The organism is Gemmatimonadota bacterium, from assembly GCA_026702745.1.
Lineage (GTDB): Bacteria > JAAXHH01 > JAAXHH01 > JAAXHH01 > JAAXHH01 > JAAXHH01.
Window position 1 is genome coordinate 1 of sequence record JAPPBT010000016.1, and the last position, 19862, is coordinate 19862.

Here is a 19862-nt window from a genome sequence, read left to right on the forward strand (position 1 = left end):
GATACCGAAGATTCCGGACCGAAAAATCCGGCCAGCGTGTCCTCCGATGCGGAAAACCCCGAGAGCCGATATTCCCACTGCGCGGACATACTGAAGCGGTCCCTGGACCGGTACCGCATGTACAGCCGCAGATCGTGTTCGGGCTTCAATCCGGACCGGCCGCGTCGCTCATAGCGGGCTCGCCACTGGACCCGGGCCGGCGTCCGCCAGGCCACCTGTCCCCGCCAGGTATCCAGCGGAGCGGACCCGGTGGTCTGTCTTTCATCCATGTCACGGCGCCACACTCCGGAGGCTATGACACCGCGCCCCATTCTGCGGCGAAACTGTAGGGTGTTGCGCCGGTACAATTCCAGGTAGGTCAACCGTGGTTCCACGCTCAATTGAAGCGTAGTGCGGCGATCCGGCCGCCAGCGCAGTAGCAGGCTCTGCCACGACCTTTCCGACTTTTCTATCAACCTGGCATCGGGCTGGCGGTGGAAAGTCAGCCCACCTTCCACGCCCTCCATGCTCCAGACCATGCCTCCCTGAACGGTCTGGTAACCCTTGTCGTCGATGGCCAATTCACCGAACAGGTTCGTGCCGCCGTACAGGAAGTCCAGGTCCGCGCCCACGCGCAGGCTTCCTTCAGACTGAAGGACCGAGATGCCGACCAGTCCACTATTCCGGCTCCAGCCGATGCGGCCCCCTGGTTCCCAATTTCCCGAATCGGCCCGCGAAAGCATCCCCGTCAGGCGAAAACCTCGACGGTCGATCTGCAGCGCTGCGCCGCGCCGGGCACCGGATGCATAGGTCGTCCGCACGGGCCGCAGGCCACGGATGCGGCGTTTCACCGACGCGCTGAGACTGGCCGTGGAAGGCCGGATCGAATGGCTGCGCCATATCAGTCCCTGCCCGAAATCCATTTCAAAGTATCCGAGTAACAGTCTGCGGGAAGTAGCCGAACCGCCGAAATCCACGTATCCGGACCGCCACTGGGTTTCGCCGCCCCGGTCCCGGCGTTCGCCCCGGCCACCCAGCTTGAACCTGCTTCCAAGGCCGATATCCGCCTGCATACCCAGGATGCCGTTTCCCGGCGTGTCGGGACGGTCTGTGCGGCTTCGCGCCAGGCGCAGTCGCCCGGTGGTCTCGAAACTGGGATCGTCCCCTGCGCCGCCTCCTGCCGCGCGAACGAAGGGACTGATCCGGGAAACAAGGGCAGGCGTGAAACCTTGAACCCGTACGAGTTCCCCGGCGTTGCCGAAGGGTCCGTGCCTTTCACGCCAGGCCACGATCGCGCCGGCGAGGGCCGGCGTGATCCACGGAAGTTGTTCCAACTCGGTACGGCCCGACCGGTTGATATCGAGCGGGTCGCGCCGCAGGGATACCAGCAGTGCGATGTCCTCCGGATCGATATCGGCGGCTTCCCGGTCTATCAGTGCATCGATCGAATAGTCCAGATCCTGGGCCGCCCGCTCTTCAGGCAAGCCCATCATCGCCACCAGGGACGTGGCGGCCAGCATGCGCCATATCGGTTTCATGAACAGGCGCATCTCAACCGAACTCCATGGTAAGGGAAAACCGGTGCGTGATGCCCAGCAGGGCGTGGGACGAGAGGGCATAGTCCGTTTTGACCCGTCCCATCGCCAGGCCCAGGCCGACGTAGAACAGGGAAGGATCGGTGGTCAGACCGGCACGTACCGTAACGGACTCGGCCAGGCGAAACTCCTGGCCCACTCGCGTGGTGTAGCCATGACGCGGATGGCGGTCGAGCTGGAAGGAAACCGTCAGACGGTCCCCCGTCCTGCTCAAGCCCGCCTGGATGATGCGGGGGCTTTCCGCGGCGGAACCGGTCTCCGAGAAGCGGCCGACGGCATGGGCCATCGCGCCGAGACGAAGTTCGAAGGGGAGATCCAGGAGGATGCCCGCGTCCATCGCAACGGCGGAAGCGCCATCGTAGTTTTTAATGGAAAGGCTTAATCGGCGCAGGGCGAGCCCCGCATGGAACCGCCTGCCGATGGAACGTCCGTAGGAGAGACCGAAGATACTTTCCCGGTACAGCGAGCTACCCAGTCCGTGATAGAACAGGCCGAAATGCCCGAGACTGGTCGGCGCGATGGCGGAGACGGCCAACTGAGCCAGTTCTTTCATGCCGAAGAGCCGCGTATAGTAGCTCGTCAAGGCAAGCCGGCCCACCCTGGGCGTACCGCCCGGGTTCAGGAAGGACGCTTCGGCGTCGTCCGCGACGGCCACGAAAGCGCCCGCCATGCCGACGGGTCTGGCACCGGCGTAGACCGGTTCGAAAGCACTCCATGCCGTTCCCGGCGTCGCGAGTAACAACAAAAGCGGTAGAATCAGAGATCTTTTCATTTTGGCTCCCATGTGAAGATGAACTGTTGAGTGACCGCTTCAATGCGGCATATCTCAACAGTCGGAAGCCGTTTCTGAAATCTCGTTTTCTACCGCAAAAAGTCGATCCCAGTACGTCCCACTCTCGTGTTGACAGAGACCTCCGATCCCGTATATTGAAGGTGGTTCGCCCCAGTAGCTCAGTTGGACAGAGCATCGGACTTCTAATCCGAGGGTCGCAGGTTCGAATCCTGCCTGGGGTATACCAACCTCGCATCTTCCGGGATTACCGGGCTTCGACTAACTATCTCTCCGATCATACCGCTTGAACCTAGAGATGAAATCCCGGGGCGTCGTTTCATCCGGCGAAGACAACGACCCCTCCTGAGCACACCAGTCCTCACGAATCCTGCGATTCGCTGGCGGTATACTCCCGAACCGTGCGTTTTCTGGTGTCCCGGAGCGATACGACCCGGGTTCCGTTGATCGATTCGTTGTCCGGCAGCGCCGTTTCGCCTTTCTCCTTGCCGGTCTGTGCCACACTCTTCACCGACTTCAGGATATCGCTGCCCGAAACGGCCTCGTGATCGGCATCGTAATAGTCGTACCAGGGCAGGCCGGATTCGGTATAGTATTGGGCCGTAGGCGGTTCTATGGGCGGACGCTCACCGGTTATCGCCATCCACTGGGCCGAATTGGCGATGGTAATGAAACACCGGACGGGATGCCGCTGGTCCCAGGCATCCAGGCCATAATCGTCCTCGTAGATCTCCTGGCGCATCCGGCCGCCGGGCGCTAGTCCCATGCCCTCATCCTGGGGACTTTGCATTTCCATCAGTTTCGGGTAGTTCGATGGATATTGTCCGTCCCGCGCCCTCATCGCTTCATAGCGCTCCGCCTTCATGGGATAGGCCGTTATCTGAAGGCCGCCATGCTGCGCCGAGCCCGTCAACTGCTCTTCGACCGTGTACCCCTTGCCCAGCGGCATGGCCACGAACTGGCGGATCACGCCTTTTTCTACGCAATACCCATCAAGCCACGGTTGTTCGGGCAATACCAGGTAGTCTTGCGGATCGGTATTCAGATAGTTTATCCAGTCTTCGCCAGTGACCGCGCAGATTTTACCGGTCGCGATCTTCAATGCAAAAGGATAAGCATGGTAGCCGTCGAAGTTCAGCCACATCGCTTCGGCCTGGAACATCGGCATGATCACACCACCCCTGCGGCCCCACGTGTTCGGCAGGCGATCCGCGTAGTCATCCAGGTGGCGCAGGGGAAAACAACCCAGGCCCGGGGGCAAGGGGTAATCCTGCCCATCGTCCGGGATGCGCAGCGTACGCTGAAAGGAGATCGAACACCGTGCATGATCGTGGACTTCCGGGCATTGTATTTCCAGCTGGTCGTGCTCAAGGTATATCATCACTTTCCTCCTGTTACCATTCACCGTCCCGCACTTCGCGAACTATCCTGAGGATGGCGTGATCGGGAGTCTCTTTCATCTTCCGGATCAAGTCTGCGAACAACCTCGGCCGCTTGCGGATGATCTCCTGCAGATCGCTCGACACCTTGCCCGCCAGGGCCAGCAGCACGTCCGGGTCCTCGCCCAGATCCCGTGCCAGCTTGAGCGTCGTGGCCTCGGAAGGCGGCGCCACATCGCCGCGCTCGATCTTGCTCAGGTAGGCCGGCTCGACCTCGATGCGCTGCGCCACCTGGCGCAGGGAGTAACGCCTGTCTTGCTTCCGCAGGGCCTCGCGGCGGGAACGGATGTGTTTACCAAAATGTGTCATATGTTATATATAGTACACATTCAGGCACTTGTCAAGCCTCTTTGATAAAAAAGTTCCGAAGAAACACCGGTTTGTACGTATTAGTTGTTAAATAGTCCTTGAAAGCGTAATATCGATCCATCTGGATTTCCACATTGGAATCAGGCACAAGGATGAGTCGTAACATGGGGTGCTTACGAAATCTGAAGAAAACGCATGGAAAACCTGTCACACGGGCCGCATCATCCCGGCCAGGCACAGTGCGGTGTGGCTGGCGTATGCTTGCTATTGCACTCGCTTCACTGATCACCGCCGCGGGAACCACGCAAGCCCAGGAAAACCCGATCGGTTTCTACATCGGCGTATTCTCGGGTCCGGGTATAATGGACGTCCGATCCACCGACATCGACGGTTTTACGGGATCACAAGGCGTCCCCGGGCAGACGTTCGAGTACGACGATTCCGGATTCCCGGCCGGTGTCGTGGCCGGGCGGCACTTTCATCTGGGGCGTCTACCGATCCGAATCGAAATGGACGGAACGTTCGTCGGACTTCCGTCGGCATCCCGGCAGATGGACCCCGTCGGAATGGACGAAACGGCCACGTCGGATCTGCGTTGGGTCGGTACGGCGCGCATAGGCATTCGGAAGCCTTTCGGGCGAATCGGCGTGTTCCTCGACGGCGGCGTGTCGATTGCCGGCATATCGAATTCGTTCATCGATCTCGACCCGGGAGCGGACGGACGGATGGAGGTGGATCTCGACGATTCATTCGACGATCAGTTGACGCGCGTCGGGTGGGTCTTGGGCTCAGGAATCGAGATGCAGGTGACCGGTGCGTGGAACATCCGCTTCGAAGGCCTTTACGTGGATACAGGAGCAACTGACCACCAGGCCCCGAACCGGCTTGGCGTCAACGCGGGCATTTGCGGACCCGCCGGTCTCTCGAGCCCTTGCCGCTATAGTATCGATCAACGGTTCGCCTTCCTCCGTCTTATCCTCGTTCGCAGTCTGGGCCGATGAATGGCCGCTTGATTTCGTTGACATCATACCGCCCAATGCGTATATCGAATGCTGGCCTCAGTGGGTTCCCCGTGCGTCCGTAGCTCAGCTGGATAGAGCAACTGACTTCGGATCAGTAGGTCGGGGGTTCGAATCCCTCCGGGCGTATTCTCTTCTTCGACTTCCCCATCTGTAGTATGGACTGCAGGGCATCGGTTCCAGAGTATCGATGGCCGGAAAGGCGTATCCATGGACCGCATCAGGATCGGCGTGGTCGGCTGCGGCGCGATCGCCCAGATCCAACACCTGCCCAATATCGCCGAGCTTCGAGACCGTTACGAACTGGCCGGACTCTGCGACGCTTCCGCGAAGCTGGTCGACTTCATCGGCGAAATGTACCACGTACCCAAACACAGCCGCGTCACCCGGTACGAGGACCTCCTGGGCATCGACCTGGACGCCGTGCTACTCTGTTTCGCCGACCCCAAGACCGAAGCGGCCGTCGCCGCGCTGGACGCGGGCAAGCACGTATTCATCGAAAAGCCCATGTGCTACTCGGTGCGGGAAGCGGACCGGATCATCGGGGCCGCCGAGGCTTCGGGCAAAACGCTGATGGTGGGGTACATGAAACAGCACGATCCAGGGTACCGTTTCGCCCGGGACGAGGTGCTTGCCATGCCCGATATCCGCTTCATTCAGGCCAACCACCTTCACTGCGGCAACGACCGGCACCTGAGTGAATACACGCTGTATGCTTTCGACGACATACCGCCGGACGTCATCGAGGATACGACGAAAAGAAGGGAGCGCGCCGTCCAGGATGCCATCGGCGACGTGCCGGAGGCCGCACGAAGGATCTTTTTCTCCCTTTCCGGCAGCATGATCCACGACATCAGCAGCCTGCGGGGCCTCTTCGGTCCGCCGGACCGGGTGGTCAGCGCCGAAGTCTGGCGCGGAGGAACGAGTGTGACGACCGTGCTGGCCTACGAGAACGACGCGCGGTGCGTGGCGTCCTGGACCAGCCTGCCCGAACTCCACGATTTCCGGGAGACCCTGGAAGTCTTTGGTGCGGGGCGCCGCGTGGGCATCCGGTTCCCCACGGGGTTCGACCGGGGACTGCCGTCGCCGGTCACGGTGATGGGCATGGACGGCGAACAGCCCTGGAAGAAGGAACTCGTGGTCAACAAGCAGAACGCCTTCAAGCTGGAGCTAGTTCATTTCCACGATTGCGTCGTGAACGGGAAACCACCCGTCACAGACGGTTACGGCGCGCGGCAGGACCACGCGCTGTGCCGCGACATCGTTCACGCCTACCTGCGAGCGAATCCATCATGAAAATCGTCTTCTGTACCCTCACGCTGAGTGGCTATCGTTCGCCGGAAGCCGCGGAACGGGGTTATCCCCTCGCCGAAGAACGAAAGCCGGTGTGGGACTGGCTCGTACGCCACGGATTCGACGGGATCGACCTGGGCGAGACCTGGTTCAATTTCTACGACGCGCCGGACGACGCACTCGTCGAACTGGGCGAGGAGGCGCGGAGCCACGGACTCGAAATCGGCGGGCTGACCGTGCTGCGGAAGATCATCACCTGGCCGGCGCCCGAGGAGGTCCGGGCGACGAACCGGGGCTTGCTGTACAGGGCGGTGAAGGCGGCCCAACTCGCGGGCGCGCCGCTGGTCAACATGTCCATCTCGCCCCAACCCTGGGAAGTGGGCGTGCGCGAGCAGGACCTCCGGGGGCAGTCCGATCCAGTGGGCAGCAGCATGCGGGCGCGGGACGAGGACTACGAAGAGGCCGCCAGCGTGCTGCGGTCACTGGCGCGGGAAGCCGAACCGGAGGGCACCGAACTGACCCTGGAACTCCACCAGAACAGCATCGTGGACACCCCGGAGGGTATGCTGCGGCTGATCGACCTGGTCGGCCATCCCCTGATCAAGGCGAACCCGGATCTCGGCAATTTCTACTTCGCCTACGCGACGCCCGAAGGCGGATGGGACGACGTGTGCCGCTTGCTCGCGCCCCACACCAACTTCTGGCACGTCAAGAATATCCAGCGGATCTACTTCCAGGAAGAAGACCGCGCCCAGCACATCAACGCGCCCCTGGGCGAAGGCATGATCGATTATCGCCGGGCACTCCGGATCATGCGGGACGGCGGCTTCGACGGGTACATCAGCATCGAGCTGGCCACCGGAGCCGATCCCTTCAACGCGATCCTGTCCGGCAAGCAATACCTGGACGAAATGATGCGGGACGAGATTTGAAACTGAACTTCTTCCAGATGCTCGCCCTGATGGGACCGGGGATCGCTGTCGCAGCCACGGGAGTGGGCGCCGGGGACATGATTTCGGCCACCAATGCCGGCGCGAATTTCGGCACGGTGCTGCTGTGGGCCCTCGTCTGGGGCGCCGTGCTCAAGTTCGCCCTGAACGAAGGAGTCGGTCGCTGGCAGCTTGCGACGGGCACCACACTCCTGGAAGGCTGGGTAAAGCGCCTCGGCAGGCCCGTCCAGTATTTCTTCCTGCTCTATCTCCTCATCTGGTCCTTCCTGGTCGGCGGGGGACTGCTTTCGGCCTCCGGCATCGCCGGCCACACGGTTTTTCCAGGGCTTTCGGTTGCGCAGTGGGGGGTCATCCACGCCCTGGCCGCGTGCGTCATGGTCTGGGCGGGCCGTTTCGGGTTCTTCCTGACCGTCATGAAGGTGCTCGTCGGCCTGATGTTCGTAAGCTTCCTGATCAGCGCCTGGGCCCTCCGCCCCGATCTCGGCGACCTCCTGCGCGGCATCGCCCTGCCGAGTGCGCCGTCGGGTTCGGTGGTCGCCGTTCTGAGCGTCCTGGGCGGCGTGGGCGGCAGCCTGTCGGTCATGTGCTACGGGTACTGGATCCGGGAAGCCGGCCGCGAGGGCAGCGAGTGGCTCAAGGGCATACGGATCGATCTCGGCGGCGCCTATATCCTGACGGGGTTCTTTGGCATAGCCGTCATGATTCTCGGCGCGCAGATACGTCCCGAAGCCGTGGGCATCGATATCGTCCTGGGCATGGCGGACCGGCTGGAATTGGCACTGGGACCCTTCGGGCGGTGGTCCCTCTACCTGGGCTTCTGGGCCGCGGTCATCACCTCGGTGCTGGGGGTCTGGCAAGGCATCCCCTACCTGTTCGCCGATTTCATGGCGCTGTTCAAAAGGGCGTCCAGCGAGGCCCGGGAGGCCATGGTCCGGACCGATTCCCGGTACTACCGCGGGTTCCTGCTGTTCCTGACCTTTCCGACCATGGTCCTGCTGCTTTTCGACCGGCCGGTTTCCATCGTCATCATCTATACGGTGGTCGGCGCCTTCTTCATGCCGTTCCTGGCCGGCACCCTGCTGTACATGAACTCGAAACGTGAATGGGTCGGAAACCTGAAGACGGGGTGGCTGCTGAACGTACTCCTCGTCCTCGCACTGGTCCTCTTCCTGTATCTCGGCGTAAATCAGTTGATCGACGCCGTGGGTTGACCCGGGCGATCATTCGGCCGACCTTGAGATTAGGCGGCCGGTCCTCGCGATCTTGCGGAGCACCCGACCCCGGCGATCGGTCGATCGATGAACCGGAGCGGCGGCCATGGCCTCGAAAATCGGCATCGGCATCATCGGCATGGGGTGGATGGGCATGGTACACGGCCGCGCCTACCACCAGGTCCGGCAGCGCTTTCCCGAAAGCGTGCTGTTACCGCAACTGGTCGTCTGCGCCGACGACGTGGCCGCGCGATGCGAGCAGGCCCGGGACATGCTGGGATTCACCAGGACCACGACGGACTGGCGCGAAGTCATGGAAGACCCGGACGTATCCGTGGTCAATATCACCGCGCCGAACCATCTCCACCTGGACATGGTCCGGGCCGCCGCAGCGGCAGGCAAGCATATCTTCTGTGAGAAGCCCGTGGGTTGCTCCCCCGCGGAAACGGCCGAAATCGCCCGGACAGCCGCCGAAGCAGGCGTGCTGAGCTGGGTCGGTTACAACTACCGGTGGGCGCCGCTGGTGCAGCATACGCGAACGCTTGTCGCCGACGGTGCGCTGGGCGACCTCACCCACTATCGCGGCCGGTTCTTCGCGGGCTACGCGAGCCATCCCGACGGCGTGCTCTCCTGGCGCTTCCGAAGAGAGGATGCCGGGAGCGGCGCCCTGGGCGATCTCATGTCCCACGTCGTCGACATGGCCCACCTCCTCGCGGGTCCCATCAGACGCGTGGTGGGGCAGAAGGCGCTGATCATCGAAGACCGGCCTGTCGCGCCGGCCGGCGAGGGAACCCACTTCTCCGTCGGGACCGGCGGGCAGCGCGAACCCGTGACGAATGAAGACTACGCCGGAGCACTGGTGGAGTTCGAGAATGGCGCCCGGGGGACCTTCGAAGTCGACCGCGTGATCCAGGGAACGAAATGCCAGATGGCCTTCGAGATCCACGGCACGAGGGGCGCGGTCCGATGGGACTTCGAGCGCATGAACGAACTGCAGTGGTACACGGTCGACGGTCCGCAGGACGGGTTCGTCACGCTGCAGAGCGGCCCGGCCTATCCCGGGCATGTACACTTCAACCCCGGGCCGGCCGTGGGACTCGGATACAACGACCTCAAGGCGATCGAGACCTCTCACTTCCTGCAGTCCATCGCGGCGGGCAGGCAGGGCGAGCCCGGCTTCAGTGAAGCGCGGGCCGTGGCCGAGGTGCTGGCCGCAGTGGAGCGCTCCTGGTCGTCCGACCGATGGGAAACGGTGCAGGAAATCGGCTGAGTTACCTGGCGCCGGCTATCGACTGATCGATCGCGGCCGGCCGGCACCGCCCGAATCGACCGGGACCAGGTATCTAAACGAAGGAGCAGATCATGGCATATCCCCACGATAAGGTCCGCCTGACCACGGCGCAGGCGGTGGTCAAGTACCTGTCCGTGCAGTACAGCGAGCGCGACGGCGTGGAGCGTCGTTTCATCCCCGCCATATTCGGCATATTCGGCCATGGGAACGTGGCCGGGCTGGGCCAGGCCCTCTTCGAGTACGGACAGGACCTGACCTACCACCAGCCCTGCAACGAGCAGTCCATGGTGCACACGGCCTCGGGATACGCCAAGGTGAACCACCGCATGGCCACCATAGCGTGCACGGCCTCTATCGGTCCGGGATCGACCAACATGCTGTCCGGCGCGGCCACGGCCACGATCAACCGCCTGCCCGTGCTCCTGCTGCCGTCCGACTACTACGCCACCCGGTACCAGGGTCCGGTGCTGCAGGAACTCGAGCACCCGGTGTCAGCCGAGGTGAGCGTCAACGACTGTTTCCGCCCGGTCAGCCGCTTCTTCGACCGGATCAACCGGCCCGAACAACTGCTGACCGCCCTGCCGGAAGCCATGCGCGTCCTTACCGATCCGGCGGATACGGGCGCGGTGACGATCTCGCTGCCCCAGGACGTGCAGGCCCACGCCTACGACTACCCGGCCCACTTCTTCGAGAAACGGGTGTGGCGCGTGGAGCGCAGGCCGCCGACGAAAGCGCGAATCGCGGAGGCGGTCGAGTTGCTGAAAGGGGCGAAGCGGCCGATGATCATCGCGGGTGGCGGCGTCCACTACTCGGAAGCCTGGGACGCCCTCGCGGCCTTCGCCGAGACCTGCGGCATCCCCGTGGGAGAGACCTTCGGCGGCAAGGGCGCCATGCGCGAAGCCTCGGACTGGGCGATCGGCGGGTTCGGCGTGACCGGCACACCCGCAGGTGCCAGAATCGCCGCCGAGGCCGACCTGGTCATCGCCGTGGGGACGCGGCTGACCGATTTTTCCACCGGATCGCAGTCGGTCTTTGCGAATCCCGACGTCCGGTTCATCGGCATCAATGTGGCTGGCCACGACGCCTACAAGCAGGGCGCCCTGCCGGTCACGGCCGACGCCCTGGAGGCGCTGACCGCCCTGGCCGAAGCCGCAAGGGAAGCCGGCATCCGGCCCGACGACACGTACAAAGCGGAGATCGGCCGCCACATGGACGCCTACCACAGGTCGCTGAAAGAAGAAGTGTACGTCGACCATCCCGGTGAGGCCATGAGCCAGGCCCGGCTCATCCAGACCCTGAACAGCGAAGCCCGGGAAGGCGACTGCGTCATCGCCGCCGCCGGCAGCCCGCCGGGCGACCTGCACCGGCTGTGGGACGTGACGGGCGGCGCGGCCTGTTACCTGGAATTCGGCTATTCGTGCATGGGCTGGGAACTGCCGGCCGGACTGGGCACCCGCATGGCCGGGACACACGACGAAATCTATGTCTACATCGGCGACGGGACCTACCTGATGAATCCCACCGAACTCATGACCGCCATGCAGGAGGGCCTCAAGGTGACCGTCGTCATCTCCGAGAACCACGGTTACCAGATCATCCGGGCCCTGCAGATGGCCCGGGCGGGCCGGTCCTTCGGCAACGAGTTCCGCGGTCGGGACGCCGGTTCGGACCGTCTCGAAGGGGAATACCTGGAGATCGATTTCGCGGCCAACGCCAGGAGTTTCGGCGCACGGGCGTGGCACGTGAAGTCACCGGACGAGCTGCAGAAGGCGCTCCGGGAAGCCCGGGCGGAGACGCGGGCCTGCGTAATCGTGTGCGAGACCGAGAAACACCGCTACCTGCCGCCGTCCGACGTATGGTGGGACATCGCTTCCGCCGAGGCGACCAACGATCCCATGACGCGGAAACTACGCGAAGGTTACGAGGCCGAACGGCGCACCAGCCAGCGGTTCCACTACTAGCGATAGTTCCGCGACGCCACATTTAACGCGCTTGCTTCGCCGCGCTCACGATGCGGCGTCCTAAGGGAGAAGGATATGAGGAGGATTCCGTGAACATCCGCATCGGCAGCGCGCCGGATTCCTGGGGCGTCTGGTTTCCCGACGATCCGAGGCAGACTCCGTGGCGGCGATTCATGGACGAGGTGGCCGAAGCCGGCTACACGTGGATCGAGCTGGGGCCCTATGGTTATCTGCCCACGGAGATCGACCGGCTGCAGCGGGAGCTTGCGGCGCATAACCTGAAGGTGACCAGCGCCTTCGCCATGGGGAACCTCGAGGATCCGGACCGCTGGCACGAATTGGAGCAGCAGGTGTTGGGCGCGGGAGAACTGCTGGCCGCCACCGGCGCCGGTTTTCTCGTCCTGATCGACGGGACCTACTCCGACCTGTTCACCGGCGAACTGATCGAACCCCGGACCCTGGACGACGAAAACTGGCGGCGCCTTATCGACACGACCCACCGCGTGGCCGATCTCGCCCGCAGCTCATTCGGACTCCATCTCGTGTTCCACCCCCACGCGGAGACCCACGTCGAATACGAGGAACAGATCGAACGCTTCCTGGCGGATACAGACCGCGGGCGCGTGTCGCTGTGTTTCGACGTGGGCCACCACGCCTACCGCGGCGGAGATCCGGTGGCCTTCCTCGAAAAACATCGCGACCGGATCCCCTACCTCCATCTCAAAAGCGTGGATCCGGAGAAACAGCGGAAGGTGGAAGCCGAGCACATCCCCTTCGCCGACGCGGTGGCCATGGACCTGTTCTGCGAACCTTCGGTGGGTCTGGTCGATTTTCCGGCACTGCTTAGGCTGCTGAAGCGCATCGACTACGACGGTTACGCTATCGTGGAACAGGACATGTATCCGGCGCCTTTCGACAAACCCTTCCCGATCGCGAAGCGTACGCTCGAGTATTTGCGGGAAATCGGGTTTTAGCTACGCGGCGGGCCTTACGAACGGCGATTCCAGGGACGCGGCGGGCCTGATCTACAGGTCCGGTCACCCGGCTCGAGCCTGCCGCCTTCGCATCGCCCCCGGCAGCCAGATGAACAGCGTACCCAATGAGACGCTCCAGACCGATCCGGCGAGGAAGGTGCCCCCCGCAACCATGGCGCCGTTCAGAATGGTCATGACCGGTCCCTCATCATCGAAAACCCTCACGAAGTTCTGCGGTGAGAACCGTCCGTGATCCAGGCCTGCGAATAACGCGGTACTGTAAGAAACCAGGTTTGGAATGAACCAGACCAGGAATACCACGACGAGCAGCGACCCCGCCACCCGCCTCCAGGCCAGATGGTCCCACCTGCCTTTCAGACCGTAGTAAAGGTACGCCAGGGGCATCAGGAAGTACACGCCGATGAACATGGACTGTTCAGGCGCGACGAAATCCAGCAGCAGGCGCGTCGCCGCGACGATCCAGCCGAAGAAAACGAGCCCGCGGATGTCTGACCAGAGCGACGGTTGATCCGATGTCATAAAGGTTCTCCCATTCATTGAAGCATGCATTACGCCGTGGTACTGCTGTTGCACGACGACATTGCTGCGCGTTCAGTACATAAAGTTCGAGGACCGTGCATCCGCAAGCCAGCCGTTCAAGGTAAACGCGTCCCGGTCCTTTTCGGACAGGATGGGTTCTCCCGTGACGATCTCGTCGAATGCGCGCTTCATCGCGCGATCGCAAAGCGACCAGTCCAGGTCAGTTGCCAGGGGCGAAATGCCGGCCTCGTTGCCGGGGCTGTACTCCCCGCTGCACAGGTACTCCAGGAGGCAGTCGGTCAGGCAGAAGAAACCGTGGGCGAAACCCGGCGGCACCCAGATCCACTCGGCATGATCCACATCAGGTTCTTCCGAAATATCACGTGCAACGATCTTGCCCAGGGTGGGCGAACCCAGCCGGATATCGAGTGCCAGGTCCACAATGCGGCCCCTGACGGCGCGGACCAGTTTTCCCATGTGGGGGTTCCACTGGAAATGGAGGCCTCGGACCACGCCGGCGCGGGAGAAACTCTCGTTGATTTGTAGAAACCGGACATCGCGGAGAAACGCCGTCTCCGGGTTGCTGGAAAGATCCCCCAGCCGGTAGGACTCGGTGAAGTACCCCCGGTCATCCCTGAAGCGGCCGAAGCGCACTACTTTCAACTCGGGGATCACGAGGGATTCAACGGTTTCGATCTTCAAGTGCTTCTCCTTTCTTGAGCGTTCGTACGCACGCTGAAGATAGACCGGTGAGGAAGATCCGGGCAAGGAGGAAATCCTGCGTGCTACACCGTCATGCCTGACACCGTAAGTCCGTCGCGCTTGACAGCGTCGGATCGTTGCTGTTGATTCCCGAATACACCAGCGCCACTATCCTGAATCGAGAAGAAAGAAGTCACGAATGACCGCAGAATCCGGTCCCACCCCGACGGAATGGAAACAGTGGGAGGAACAGGGATATCTCGTCTTCGAGGACGCGATTCAGGGCGATATGCTGGAGCGCCTCCAGAAGGCTTTCGACCACTGGGCCGCCGCCTGCAAATCAGATTGGTTGGACAGGGTCGCCCGGGGGGAACTCGCGGCGACCTATTTCGACATTCCCAACGTGCTGGAAAAGGACGAGGTCTTCATCGACATCCTCGACCAGCCGCGTTACTTCGAATTCGTGAGGGCCTTTACCGAAGACGACATGATCTTCATCGGCGAGCAGGTCCGGACGACGCCGATCTGGCCCATGGGTTACACGGGATGGCATCCCGACGTCCCCCCGGATCATCCGCTCCATATCAAGGTGCAGGTCTATGTGGACGACGTCGAGCGCGGCGGCGGGGAATTTGCCTACGTCCCGGGCAGCCACCGGCCCGGCGCGGGGCCCTACCCCCGCGTAAAGAACCTCGAAGCCATGCCCGGCCACAAGCGGTTTCCGGGCAGTGCGGGAACGGCCATCATGTTCAATACCTACGGATGGCACGTGGCCATGCATAACCAGACTGGAATCCCGCGTAAGTCGATCATCCTCACCTACGAAAAGCGTACGCCCGGGAAGATCGATCCCGATAGGTACGCCCACCTTGCCCCGTCGCTGAACACGCCGGACCGGCGCCGGTTTTTCGGGTTATCATAAGCAGGGAGCCGCATGCCACGTATCGATGCCCACGGTCACGTATTCGCGAAGGTGACCCGCGAGTTTCCGAGAGAAGCTGGTGGGAGTACGCCTCCGGAACGGGAGGAAACGGTCGAAAAGCTGATGTCCTACATGGCCGCCAGCGACATCGACCAGGCCATGTTGGTACAGATCGGCGGCACGAGCGTGGCGCAGCACGCCTACCTGCTCCATTGCCTCAGGTCTTATCCCGATCGCTTTCTGGGCATCGGGCTCATTCCCGAACCGGTCTACGGCGCGCCGGAGGAGCACATGGACCGGTTGACGGACGGAACGGGGATCGTGGGTTTTCGTCTCGGCATGGTCGGCGGCCCCCCGGATCCCTTTGATCCCGTAGACGTACGCACGTTCACGACCTACCCCATCTGGCGGCACGCGGCGGCGAAAGACCTCGTCCTATGGCTGTACGTGCGGGCGGAGGACGCCCACCTGATCGCCTGGCTCGTCGACGCCTTTCCCCAGGTGCGCGTCGTCATCAACCACCTGGGCATCTGTCCGGGACTGGGCAAGGGCCGAACGGACCAGTGGGGACGGCCGCAGATCGACATCGTGCCGTACAATCCGGCCTTTCACACCACGCACCGGCTGAGTACCTACGAAAACGTGACGATGAAACTGTCGGGCCACTACGCCTTCAGCAAAGAACCATACCCCTACCCCGATCTGGCGGGATGGCACAGGAACTTCCTGGGCACTTTCGGAGCCGACCGGCTCATGTGGGCCACGGACTTTCCGTGGATCTACGAGGAGCCGGGGTACGACAAGCTGGCGCATCTGATCGAAGAGACCATGCCCGAAATCAAGCCCCATGAGTACGAGGCGATCATGGGCGGCACGGCCAGGCGGTTCCTGCGCTTTCCGGATCTGAAGTGATACGGATCGCAACATTATGCGTCTACGTTCCGATCGGAGACCAAAATGAGCGACGAGCATAACGGTTTATTGACTAACGCACACATCCAGGCCCTGGTTCAACGGATGGGAGAAGCGGCCGCCAGTTTCACGGCCGTCCTGGCCCCGGATCAGCGGGCGAAAGCGCTCTTTCCCTTCGAAGACGATGACGCACGCACCTTCTGGGACTATGTGCCCCTGGCGCGTAAAGGCCTGCCGCTCGGGGAGATGGACCGGGGACAGCGGCGCCGGGCCCTGCAGTTCGTGGCCACCGGTCTGAGCGGAACGGGTTACGCTACGACGACGACCATCATGGGCCTGGAAGCCACGCTGGATGCCCGGGAGGGATGGTCGTCGGGCAACTGGCGGGATCCTTCCGATTACTACGTGTCCCTATTCGGCACGCCATCGGACCGCGATCCCTGGGGCTGGAAATTCGAGGGGCATCACGTTTCCATCAACTATACCATCGCCGGGGGGAAGATCGTCGCGCCCACGCCCTTCTTCTTCGGGGCGAATCCGGCATCGGCCGCGCTCAACGGCGTCAGTGCGCTCCGGCCCCTGGGCAACGTGGAAGACCTGGCGCGGGAACTGGTGCGCGCCCTGGACGAAGAACAAAGGCACAACGCGCTGATCGCGGCGGTTCCGCCGGGGGACATCGTCACGGTGAATCAGCGATTTATAGAGGAAAACAGGGAGAAACCGGACCGGCTGGCCCGAACGGACGTGCCCTATGATGTGGTGCGGTATACGGAAACGCCCCGCGGCCTCGCCGGGGCAGGCATGAACGACGGGCAGCGGGAGATACTGGAGACCCTCATCGGCGAATACATTCAACGCATGCCCGACGCCGTCGCCGAGATCGAATCCGACCTGTTAAGGAAGCACGGCGTGGGCGACGTCCACCTGGCCTGGGCGGGCGGCCTGGAAGCCCGGCAACCCCACTACTACCGCCTGCAGGGCGGACGGTTTCTGGTGGAATACGACAACGTGCAGAACGACGCCAACCACGTGCACACGGTATGGCGCAACCCGACGAACGACTTCGGCGCGGACCTGCTCGCCCACCACTACCACACCGCGCACGACCACGGGGTGGAACACCGCCACTGATCGGGTGGCGTGATTCCCGGACGTGGCCCGATCGGATTTCCTGAAGAGCTCTCGGGGGAAGCGGAGCGCCGGCGGACGCGGATTCAGTACCCTTTGCGCTTGTCGATCACGCTCTTCAGCGTACGTCCATCCAGATAACGACGCAGGTTCTCGCAGAACAGGGCCACGCACCGGCCGTCCCGGTTGGGAGAACCCCCTGCGGTATGGGGCGTGATCACCACGTTGTCCATCTTCCACAGCGGATGGTCGCCGGGCAGCGGCTCCTGGGGCACCACGTCCAGGCCCGCGCCGCCGATCCGCTGGCCTTCCAGCGCTTCTAGCAGGGACGCTTCGTCGACGATCCTGCCCCGGGTGACGTTGATCAACAGCGCGTGATCCGGCATGCGGGCGAAGGCGGTCCGGTCGAATAATCCATCCGTCTCCGCCGTCAACGGCGCGCAGACGGACACGACGTCCGACTGTTCCAGGAGGGCGTGGAACCGATCCATGCCCCAGCAGGCTTCCACCTCGGGCGGCACCTCCACGTCCTCCGGATCCACGGCGACGACGCGCATGCCGAAGGCGGCCGCCCGCCTGGCCAGTTCACGGCCGGTCCCGCCCAGACCCACGATGCCCATGGTCCGGTCCACCAGTTCCCACGAGGCGTCGCGGATGGGCCAGCGCGGATCCCAGCCCGGATTGCGGATCGCGGTGTGGATGCCCCGGGTCAGCGCGAGCAGAAGTGCCATGGCGTGGTCGGCCAGGTGCACGCCCACGAAGCCCTTCGCGCTGCATAGCACCACGTCGCTCTCCACCAGTTCGGGATAAAGCAGTCCGTCCACGCCGGCGCCCCAGCTCTGGATCCAGGCGAGCTTCCTCCTTCGCGCGAAGAGGGCCCGGGTGATCTCGCCGCAGACCACTTCGATCTCCGGCATGACGGCCAGCGCCTCCTCTTCCGAATCCACACTTACCACCCGTACTTTCTCGTCGACCTGGCGGATCTCGTCGACGAGGGGTTCGATCAGATTCATCCTGAGCAGGACATTCATGGCTGCACCTCGGGGGAGTCGGGAATCAGGTTCGTTTCTTGAGATAGGAAGCGCTCTTCCTGGCTATTTCGAAGGCAGTTTTTCCGTTCCTGTTACGCACGGTCGTGTCCGCACCCGCGGCGAGCAGTGCTTCCGCGGCCTCGGCGTGTCCTTCGTACGTTGCGCGATGGAGCGGAGTGCGACCTTTGCGATCCTGCGTGTTCAGGTCGGCGCCGGCCGCCGCCAGCAGCTTCACGGCCTCCGGACGGCCGCTTTCGGCCGCAAGCTGCATGGACGTGCGATGGGCGTCGTTTCGAGCATCGACCTCGGTGCCGTGGTCCAGCAGCCACTGCAGACTTTCCAGCGAACCCGCCCTCGACGCCCAGTGCAGGGGAGTCATCCCGTAGGCGCCCGTCGACACGGCATGTTCGGGATCGGTAGTCATGATCGCCTCGAGACGGGCGATGTCGTCCATTCCCGCCGCCGCGCAAGCGTCGTAGGCCGCGCCGTCCTCGATGAGCATGCGGGCGACTTTACGCTTGCCCCGGTTCCTGGGTGCATCGTCGTCGCCCCAGCGTCCCGGGGCCACGGCCTCGTGCAGGGACGTTTCGCCCCGCTCCCCGTTGCCCTTGATCGGCAGTTCGTGGTGTATCCCGACGCCGTAATCGATCAGGAGGCTGGCGACCAGGGGAAACCCGCCCCAGGCAGCCCAGTACATGAGGGAAAGGTTCGCGGGCCAGCCTGTATGGGGTTTTTCGACGGACACCGGTGTGGCATCCGCCGCGCCCGAAGTGAAAACGGCTTCGAGCGTATCGACGGAACCCGCCCAGGCCGCTTCGTGGAGTACGTTGTGGGAACGGGTATCGATGTTGAAGGGCACGCCGCGATCAAGCAGAAGCGATACCGCGCCTCCACAGCCGCGCATGCCGACAACGACGGTAAGCAGGTAGGCGCCGATGCGATTGAGTACGGTCGGGTTTTCGGCAAGGATCGCGTTCATCCGCGACAGATCCGGCCGGCCATCCCATCGTCCCGGGTCCGGTCCGGTAGCGGCTTCGATGAGTTGCGCTTCCGCCCGGGTAAGCTCCGGCAACTGCGCTTCGCGAAGGAACCAGTTTCCGAGGAACAGTTTGATGGCTGGACTGTCGCGCACCACGCCTCCCGCAGCCCTGTTGCGCACTGCAGCGACCGCTGAAGCATGAACCCCTTAAACGGGCTAGCCGCTATTCGAGCAGATTGGCGCCGCCATCGTCCATCTTCTCGGGCAGGCGCCAGTAACGGTACTGCGGTGTCCATTCCGCTTCGCCGAGACCCGCAAGGCCCAGCAGGCTCCAGAGGGAGCAGTACAGGTCGCCGGGGCCGAATACGCAGCTGTTCTTCCGCAGTACCTGGTCGCCCTGCCGTTCGTAGAGCACCGCACCGGGCATGTTCTCCACGCCCGCCATTACCGTCTGTTCCACGATATACGCGCCGCCCCCGTGGGAAGCGAGTCGAAAGCGCCAGTTCCGTGAATTGGCGAAGTCACGCTGCAAGGCGGGGGGATCGCCGGAAAGGAGCACGACGGACACGGCGTCCTCGAGATGGGCCAGCATGCCGTTGAATCCATCTGCCCACAGCGTACAGTAACGGCAGCCCTGTCCCATGTTGTGGATGGCCAGCAGGCGGTCGCGGCCGGCGAAAAGGTCGAGCAGGGCGATCTCTCCGGTCAGGGTGTCGAACTTGTACTCCGGAACCGGCCGGGGAGCGTTCTCGCGCCGCAATTCGTTCAACTTTGCGGTGAGTTCGAAGATTTGCCGTTCAAGGGCAACGATTTCCTGCTCGGACACGCGTATTCCTT

General features: G+C 63.1%; 19 protein-coding genes and 2 tRNA genes. 12 read left to right on the forward strand and 9 right to left on the reverse strand.

The features are described from left to right. Both OXH56_02325 and OXH56_02330 read right to left on the reverse strand, forming a co-directional pair. Window positions 1-1529: helix-hairpin-helix domain-containing protein (locus OXH56_02325; GenBank protein ID MCY3554137.1), on the reverse strand; the 1529-nt coding region annotated here is incomplete at its 3' end. A gap of 1 nt (window position 1530) precedes the next feature. After that, a complete protein-coding gene (locus OXH56_02330; GenBank protein MCY3554138.1) occupies window positions 1531-2346 on the reverse strand; it encodes a hypothetical protein in 816 nt (271 codons plus the stop codon). Between the two features lie 168 nt (window positions 2347-2514). On the opposite strand from OXH56_02330, the gene OXH56_02335 reads away from it, so the two are divergent. Then, window positions 2515-2588: transfer RNA gene (locus tag OXH56_02335), tRNA-Arg, on the forward strand. 137 nt (window positions 2589-2725) lie between these two features. Here the strand turns inward: OXH56_02335 and OXH56_02340 are convergent. Together OXH56_02340 and OXH56_02345 are read right to left on the reverse strand one after the other, a co-directional pair. Continuing rightward, window positions 2726-3745, reverse strand: coding sequence for a hypothetical protein (locus tag OXH56_02340; protein ID MCY3554139.1), 1020 nt, complete (start codon window positions 3743-3745; stop codon window positions 2726-2728). 13 nt (window positions 3746-3758) lie between these two features. After that, window positions 3759-4112 carry a helix-turn-helix transcriptional regulator gene (locus tag OXH56_02345; GenBank protein ID MCY3554140.1) on the reverse strand — a complete coding sequence of 118 codons (354 nt, stop codon included), beginning with the start codon at window positions 4110-4112 and terminating at the stop codon, window positions 3759-3761. Window positions 4113-4369: 257 nt separating this feature from the next. On the opposite strand from OXH56_02345, the gene OXH56_02350 reads away from it, so the two are divergent. The 8 genes from OXH56_02350 (at window position 4370) to OXH56_02385 (ending at window position 12811) form a co-directional block, all read left to right on the forward strand. After that, a complete protein-coding gene (locus OXH56_02350; GenBank protein MCY3554141.1) occupies window positions 4370-5113 on the forward strand; it encodes an outer membrane beta-barrel protein in 744 nt (247 codons plus the stop codon). A 73-nt stretch (window positions 5114-5186) separates the two neighbouring features. Continuing rightward, a tRNA-Arg gene (locus OXH56_02355) sits at window positions 5187-5260 on the forward strand. An 81-nt stretch (window positions 5261-5341) separates the two neighbouring features. Beyond that, on the forward strand, window positions 5342-6427 hold the full coding sequence (locus tag OXH56_02360; GenBank protein ID MCY3554142.1) for a Gfo/Idh/MocA family oxidoreductase: 1086 nt from the start codon (window positions 5342-5344) through the stop codon (window positions 6425-6427). Further along, complete coding sequence (locus OXH56_02365; protein MCY3554143.1) at window positions 6424-7356, forward strand: sugar phosphate isomerase/epimerase; 933 nt, start codon at window positions 6424-6426, stop codon at window positions 7354-7356. Before OXH56_02360 ends, OXH56_02365 begins: the two co-directional genes overlap by 4 nt. After that, window positions 7353-8585 carry an Nramp family divalent metal transporter gene (locus tag OXH56_02370; GenBank protein MCY3554144.1) on the forward strand — a complete coding sequence of 411 codons (1233 nt, stop codon included), beginning with the start codon at window positions 7353-7355 and terminating at the stop codon, window positions 8583-8585. Before OXH56_02365 ends, OXH56_02370 begins: the two co-directional genes overlap by 4 nt. A 106-nt stretch (window positions 8586-8691) precedes the next feature. Then, window positions 8692-9855: a Gfo/Idh/MocA family oxidoreductase gene (locus OXH56_02375; GenBank protein ID MCY3554145.1), complete on the forward strand. Its 1164-nt coding sequence runs from the start codon at window positions 8692-8694 to the stop codon at window positions 9853-9855. 92 nt (window positions 9856-9947) lie between these two features. After that, window positions 9948-11837, forward strand: coding sequence for a 3D-(3,5/4)-trihydroxycyclohexane-1,2-dione acylhydrolase (decyclizing) (iolD, locus tag OXH56_02380; protein ID MCY3554146.1), 1890 nt, complete (start codon window positions 9948-9950; stop codon window positions 11835-11837). Window positions 11838-11926: 89 nt separating this feature from the next. Beyond that, the gene (locus tag OXH56_02385; GenBank protein ID MCY3554147.1) at window positions 11927-12811 is read left to right on the forward strand and encodes a sugar phosphate isomerase/epimerase; all 885 of its coding nucleotides are present in this window, start codon (window positions 11927-11929) and stop codon (window positions 12809-12811) included. Between the two features lie 63 nt (window positions 12812-12874). On the opposite strand, the gene OXH56_02390 is transcribed toward OXH56_02385, so the two are convergent. Continuing rightward, on the reverse strand, window positions 12875-13351 hold the full coding sequence (locus OXH56_02390; GenBank protein MCY3554148.1) for a hypothetical protein: 477 nt from the start codon (window positions 13349-13351) through the stop codon (window positions 12875-12877). A 72-nt stretch (window positions 13352-13423) separates the two neighbouring features. Further along, complete coding sequence (locus OXH56_02395) at window positions 13424-14053, reverse strand: dTDP-4-dehydrorhamnose 3,5-epimerase family protein (protein MCY3554149.1); 630 nt, start codon at window positions 14051-14053, stop codon at window positions 13424-13426. Between the two features lie 199 nt (window positions 14054-14252). Between OXH56_02395 and OXH56_02400 the strand changes: the two genes are divergently transcribed. From OXH56_02400 to OXH56_02410, 3 genes are read left to right on the forward strand one after another with little or no spacing between them, the layout of a single operon-like run. Then, the gene (locus tag OXH56_02400) at window positions 14253-14975 is read left to right on the forward strand and encodes a phytanoyl-CoA dioxygenase family protein (GenBank protein ID MCY3554150.1); all 723 of its coding nucleotides are present in this window, start codon (window positions 14253-14255) and stop codon (window positions 14973-14975) included. Window positions 14976-14987: 12 nt separating this feature from the next. Then, a complete protein-coding gene (locus OXH56_02405) occupies window positions 14988-15887 on the forward strand; it encodes an amidohydrolase family protein (protein ID MCY3554151.1) in 900 nt (299 codons plus the stop codon). A gap of 45 nt (window positions 15888-15932) precedes the next feature. After that, entirely contained in the window at window positions 15933-17018 is a 1086-nt protein-coding gene (locus tag OXH56_02410) for a DUF3500 domain-containing protein (protein MCY3554152.1), read from the forward strand. A gap of 83 nt (window positions 17019-17101) precedes the next feature. Here the strand turns inward: OXH56_02410 and OXH56_02415 are convergent, their stop codons facing one another. The 3 genes from OXH56_02415 to OXH56_02425 all read right to left on the reverse strand — a co-directional run bounded on the left by OXH56_02415 (window position 17102) and on the right by OXH56_02425 (window position 19851). After that, entirely contained in the window at window positions 17102-18046 is a 945-nt protein-coding gene (locus OXH56_02415; GenBank protein MCY3554153.1) for a D-2-hydroxyacid dehydrogenase, read from the reverse strand. A 25-nt stretch (window positions 18047-18071) separates the two neighbouring features. Further along, window positions 18072-19178, reverse strand: coding sequence for an ankyrin repeat domain-containing protein (locus tag OXH56_02420; GenBank protein ID MCY3554154.1), 1107 nt, complete (start codon window positions 19176-19178; stop codon window positions 18072-18074). 70 nt (window positions 19179-19248) lie between these two features. Further along, a complete protein-coding gene (locus OXH56_02425; protein MCY3554155.1) occupies window positions 19249-19851 on the reverse strand; it encodes a DUF899 family protein in 603 nt (200 codons plus the stop codon). Window positions 19852-19862 lie beyond the last annotated feature (11 nt).